Annotated in this window: 5 protein-coding genes; 4 read left to right on the top strand and 1 reads right to left on the bottom strand. The window is 65.2% G+C overall.

The features are described from left to right. Positions 1-120 precede the first annotated feature (120 nt). The 4 genes from K8I61_09795 to K8I61_09780 all read left to right on the top strand — a co-directional run bounded on the left by K8I61_09795 (position 121) and on the right by K8I61_09780 (position 3422). A complete protein-coding gene (locus tag K8I61_09795; protein ID MBZ0272318.1) occupies positions 121-1047 on the top strand; it encodes a formylglycine-generating enzyme family protein in 927 nt (308 codons plus the stop codon). Positions 1048-1319: 272 nt separating this feature from the next. After that, complete coding sequence (gene trxB / locus K8I61_09790) at positions 1320-2255, top strand: thioredoxin-disulfide reductase (protein ID MBZ0272317.1); 936 nt, start codon at positions 1320-1322, stop codon at positions 2253-2255. Between the two features lie 127 nt (positions 2256-2382). Then, positions 2383-2583, top strand: a complete 201-nt coding sequence (gene yidD / locus K8I61_09785; protein MBZ0272316.1) for a membrane protein insertion efficiency factor YidD — start codon at positions 2383-2385, stop codon at positions 2581-2583. Continuing rightward, entirely contained in the window at positions 2580-3422 is an 843-nt protein-coding gene (locus K8I61_09780; protein MBZ0272315.1) for a pentapeptide repeat-containing protein, read from the top strand. Before yidD ends, K8I61_09780 begins: the two co-directional genes overlap by 4 nt. On the opposite strand, the gene K8I61_09775 is transcribed toward K8I61_09780, so the two are convergent. Beyond that, on the bottom strand, positions 3397-4539 hold a 1143-nt coding region (locus K8I61_09775; protein MBZ0272314.1), incomplete at its 5' end, for a TetR/AcrR family transcriptional regulator. The two genes, K8I61_09780 and K8I61_09775, sit on opposite strands and share 26 nt — an antisense overlap.

The raw sequence follows: 4539 nt of genomic DNA, 5'->3' as shown, positions 1-4539 counted from the left end.
CGCCCCGCGCTCGCGGCGCCCGGCGGAAGGCCCCTTCCTTCGGTTCCGCCGCGCCCGCAACCCGGTTCGTCGCCGCTTGGCCGCGAAGGCGCCCCTTCCGAAAGCGCCGCGAAAACGCCGGTGCCGCGGCCGGCGCCCAGGCCACCCGCTCCGGCCGGGCGCGAGGCCGCCGTCGATCCGGACAAGACCGGAATTTTCGAGGGGTCCGACGCGGCGCGCGCGGCGGCGCGCGCGCTTTTTGCCGAATCGCTCCCGTCCGAGGCCGACGAAATCGAAGAGGAAGCGCGCGAGGACGAGAGCGCCGATGATCTGGACGACGAATACGACCGCTCGCTCATCGAGATGGTCGTCGAAACGGTCATGCCGGACCATGAGCCGGCCGGCCTGGTGCCTCTTGCCGAGCGAACGGCGTGGACGGATTTCGCCTCCATTCCGGCGCGTGAGCCTTCGCTCGCGCAGGAAGACATGATCGAAATTGCCGCGGGCGAATGCGCCGTGGGAGATCGCGTCGTTCGGACGGGGTCGTTTTTCATCGACCGCGCGCCGGTCACGAATGCGCAATACCGGCGTTTCGTGGACGAAACCGGCGTCGAGCCCCCCGTGCACTGGCTCGACGGCCGGCCGATCCGCGGGACGGAAAATTATCCCGTCGTCAACGTCACGTTCGAGGCCGTGCAGGCGTTCGCGCGCTGGGCCGGCAAACGCCTGCCGCGCGAGTCCGAATGGGAGCGCGCCGCCCGCGGGAGCGACGGCCGCGATTATCCCTGGGGCGACGCGATGGATGAAGCCCGATGCCACGTCGATGACGCGCGCGGGTGCCTTGTCGCCGTCGACGCCTTTCCCGAAGGCGCGTCGCCCTGGGGGTGCCTGGACATGCTCGGCAACGCCGGCGAATGGGTCGTCGAGGACGGCACCGACGCGCCCGTCATCCGCGGCGGCTCCTACCGCATTCCCGCCGGCTTGCTGACGCTGCGAACGCGCCTTTTGCCCTACGACGGTTCGGGAAGCGCGTACGTCGGATTCCGCTGCGCGTGGGGCGAGGATTGAAGATCGAAGATTGAGGATTGAGGATTGGAATCGCAGGGGACGGATTCGCGATCAGGGGGCCGGCGGCATTGCGAATCGGCCCGGCATCCCGAACCGCCAGATCGGCGGAATTCGCCGACATACGCGGGGACATCGATCCGCGCGGCGCCAATCTCCAATCCTCAATCTTCGATCTTCAATTCCCCCCTCTGCCATTGACCGCGCCGGCTCGCGGCCCCAAAATCGCACGACGCCCGCGCGCTTCATCCTGCGGCGCCCGCGGGGGAGGAGACATGAACAAGGTCACGATCATCGGAACCGGGCCGGCCGGGCTCACGGCGGCGATCTACGCCGCGCGCGCCCAGCTTGAGCCGGTCATCTACAGCGGCATTCAGCACGGCGGGCAGCTCACCACGACGACCGAGGTGGAAAATTACCCCGGTTTCGCCAAGGGCATCGACGGCCCGCGGCTCATGGAAGACATGACCGCGCAGGCGGAACGCTTCGGCACGCGCATCGTGTACGACGCGATCACGGCGGCGGATTTTTCGGGACATCCGCTCAAGCTGCACACGACGGGCGGCGTGATCGAGACGCTCACCGTCATCATCGCCACGGGCGCGACGGCAAGGACGCTCGGGCTGCCCGAGGAAAAGCGCTTGATGGGCCGCGGCCTCTCGACATGCGCCACTTGTGACGGCTTTTTCTTCCGCGGCAAGCGCGTGGCCGTTGTGGGCGGCGGCGATTCCGCGATGGAAGAGGCGACCTACCTCGCCAATCTCGCGAGCGAGGTCGTGCTCATTCACCGGCGCGACGAATTCCGCGCCGCGCCGATCATGGTCGAGCGCGCGAAAAAGAACCCGAAGATCACGTTTCTCATCCCGTTCGCCGTCACCGGCACGATGGAGCGCGACGGCGAGCTCGTGGGCATCAAGCTCAGGAATCTGGAGACAAACGAAACGGTCGAACGCGAGACGGACGGCCTTTTCATGGCGATCGGGCATACCCCGAATTCGGAGATCTTCCGGGAATTCGTGGACGTGGACGACAAGGGATATATCAAAACCCGGAACTTCACGCAGACGCGCACGCCCGGCGTGTTCGCCGCCGGCGACATCGCCGACCCCGTCTTCCGGCAGGCCGTCACCGCCGCGGGGTACGGATGCCAGGCGGCGATGCAGGCGCAGCGCTACATCGAGGACCTTGAACACGGCGCCCACCACGGTTGACGGCGCGCCGATCACAACGTCTCGAACGCGTTCGCGAAGACGGATCGCGGCTTTCGTCGGCGCCGCCTTCCTCGTCCTGCTTGTTGCCGACAATCTCCGCCCGCCCGCCGGGCAAGCCGGAACGCGCCTGTTGATCGCGTCGATCGATGCCTACAAGGCGACCGTCGCGCCGCACGTTCCGTCGCGCTGCCCGTTCACGCCAACGTGCAGCGTCTATGCGCGCCGCGCGATCGAAAAATACGGCGCCGTCAAGGGCGCGCTGCTTGCCGTCTGGCGCGTCATGCGTTGCTCGCCGCTAACGAAAACGTTCGGGGTGGACGAACCATGACCGACGACGAGAGCGACCGGAAACGGATGGAATCGCGACCGTCACCCAAAGACCTGGAACCGCGACCGTCAGGGAGCGGGTCCGGGAAACCGCCGGCCGATCGCGTATCCGATCCGCGGGATCAGATCGCCGACGACCCTGCCGCGCCGATCTCCTGGCACGAGGCCGTCGGCCTTTTGCGCGCCGGGCGCGTGGACGACTGGAACCGCATCCGCACCGGGCATCCCGCGTGGGACAAGCCCGTGCTCGAGGGCGCGACGCTCGCGAGCGCGCGCCTTTCGGGCGTCAACCTTTCCGGCGCGCGTCTTTCGCGCGCGTATTTGATCGACGCCGATCTTCGCCGCGCCGACCTGACCGGAGCCGTGTTGCCGAGCGCGTCGCTTTCGATGGCCGATCTTTCCGGCGCGCGGCTTTCGGGCGCGGTGCTCTTTCACGCCAACGCGGAAGGCGCGCGTTTCGTCGGCACGGACCTTTGCGGCGCGAAACTGCGAGACGCGTTTTTGCGCGGCGCCGATCTTTCCGGCGCGAACCTCGCGGGGATGGATCTGTCCTGGACGCAGGCGCCCGGCGCGAATTTTCGCGGCGCGAATCTGTCGGGCGCCAATCTGACCGAATGCGAGCTTTCCGGCGCGGATTTTTCCGGCGCCGACCTGTCGGGCGCGAACCTCGACGCGGCCGACCTGTCCGGCGCGAATCTCGACGGCGCGACGTTGAACGGTGCGAATTTCGAGGGCGCGATTCTCGACGGCGCGCGCGCGTCAGCCGCGGAACTCGCCGCGGCCCGGGGCGTGACCGCCGATCAGGCGGCCGGGATCATCGACGACGCTTCGCGGCGCTGATGCCGTTGGCATTTCCCTTTGGGCGTCCCCGATTCGCCATCAAGCCGTCACGCATGGCCGCCACGATTTCGTCCGCGAAACGCTCCACGCGCTTGTCGTCCGCGCGCGAAATGCCGATGGCGTCGAGGGCGGGATCGAACGCCGCCTCGGCCACGCGCAGGCGGATGACGTCGAACATCATGGCGACGTATTCCGGTTTGAGATCGTCCCGGATGCCGCCGTTTTGAATCTCCCGCCGAATGGCCGCGTCGAACGAATTGTCCAGCGCCGACAGCCGCTTGCGCAAATATTTGGCGAGCGGAAACCGCGGCTCGCGGCGCAATTTCGTATAAAGCCCGAAAATCGAGCGGTGTGTCCGCACGAATTTGACGAGCCCCACCAGGGATACGCGGTAATAGAGAAAGAGATCGCCGTCCACGTACGGCGCGATGTGCTGGGCGAAAAATTCGTTCCAGATATCGACACTCGTGTCGACCACCCACCGTACGAGGTCGGTCTTCCCCTCGAAGTAATAATAGATATAACCGTCCGCTACTTGTAGACGGCGTGCAATCGCCTTGACGTTCGTCTGGGCATAACCGTCACGGGCGATTTGATCGCAGCAGACACTAAAGACACGCTGTTTTTTCTCGGCGTCCAGGCGCTCCAAACGCGGATACGGCATGCTACTCCATCCAAATAATCGACAGAACTCTCCCATCCGAGGCGAATCGTCTCTATAATCCGGCGGACGAAAAAACTCAATAATCCCGACCGCTCCGATCGATTTTTTGTGGAAAAATGTATGTATTTTCCGATCTAAATTTTTGAACGACCGTTCAAAATTGTTTGATACGGCTAAAAAAGCCCTCGGGACGCCGCAAATACGAAAAGCCGCTTGTTGAGCGATATTCAAAAAAACGAATTTTCGATAAACTTGACCGGATTGGCCAATCGCGGTGATCTTTCCCGTTATGCGAATGATTCGGAAACAATCGAAATTTTGGGGGTTCGCGCTCCCCACGTTGGTGCTGCTTCTTGCTGTCGCGGCCGCGACGTCCTCACGCGGCGCCGGCGACGCCGCGTCGGGCGAAGCGGGCTCCCCGGCCGCCGCGACGCCCGCGGCGGACGAGTCGCC

The organism is bacterium (genome assembly GCA_019912885.1).
Taxonomy (GTDB): domain Bacteria; phylum Lernaellota; class Lernaellaia; order JACKCT01; family JACKCT01; genus JAIOHV01.
The sequence above is the reverse complement of the archived record's forward strand: the minus strand, read 5'-3'. Positions and strand labels throughout refer to the sequence as shown.

Excerpts from the sequence above, each read along its gene's own strand:
- K8I61_09780 (MBZ0272315.1), top strand. The coding sequence starts at position 2,580 with ATGACCGACGACGAGAGCGACCGGAAACGGATGGAATCGCGACCGTCA.
- trxB (MBZ0272317.1), top strand. The coding sequence starts at position 1,320 with ATGAACAAGGTCACGATCATCGGAACCGGGCCGGCCGGGCTCACGGCG.